This window comes from Vibrio sp. 10N.222.46.A1, assembly GCF_041473595.1.
In the GTDB taxonomy this organism is placed as follows: Bacteria; Pseudomonadota; Gammaproteobacteria; order Enterobacterales; family Vibrionaceae; genus Vibrio; species Vibrio tasmaniensis_A.
Window position 1 is genome coordinate 1 of the sequence record NZ_JBFRSN010000893.1, and the last position, 800, is coordinate 800.

Genomic DNA, 800 nt, shown 5'->3' on the forward strand with positions numbered 1-800 from the left:
TGAACAAGAACATTATACTTTACGGTTATTGGCGCTCTTCGGCTGCCTATCGAGTACGTATTGGGTTGAACCTAAAACAACTCAACTATGAGTCTAAATCGGTGCACTTGGTGCGTAATGGCGGCGAGCAGCATGACCCACAATATCGTGATCTCAACGCCAGTGAATTAGTGCCCGTGCTGGTGGATGGTGAAGTTCAACTCAATCAGTCACTGGCTATTCTTCAATATCTCGATGAACACTATTTGTGTGAAAGCAGCCCAGACTCCTTGTTGATTCCTGAGCAAATACCACTGCGCTATCAAGCGTTGGCGATGGCTCAGGATATTGCGATAGAAATTCATCCTCTTAATAACTTGCGTGTGTTGCAGTACTTGGAGCGAGAGTTGTCGTGTGAGCCAGAGGCAAAAATGGACTGGCTACACTATTGGATGAGCCAAGGTTTTTCGGCGTTAGAAGAGAAACTGACTAAGCACAGGAAAACACATGGTGACTCGGTGTATAGCCTCTCGGATTCTCCCTGTATTGTCGATATCTGCTTGGTGCCGCAGGTGTATAACGCGCTGCGCTTTGGCGTTGATATGTCGCCGTATCCGTTAATTAACTCGATTGTCGAAGCGTGTAACCAGTTACCCGCTTTTATCGAGGCGATGCCAGAGAACCAAGCGGATGCGAATGCACCGATGTGAACGTATTGAATTCTTTTCAATGAACTGGAAACGTTATTTGGATTAAATTACGTTATAATTACGATTTGGTATATTTAAAGATATTATGTATTCATTCTTTTCAGGTTTAAT

1 protein-coding gene is annotated in these 800 nt (G+C 44.1%); it reads left to right on the forward strand.

What is annotated here, in order from left to right:
* The coding region (gene maiA / locus AB4496_RS21570) for a maleylacetoacetate isomerase (RefSeq protein WP_372131912.1) at positions 1–689 on the forward strand (689 nt) is incomplete at its 5' end.
* Between the last annotated feature and the right edge of the window lie 111 nt (positions 690–800).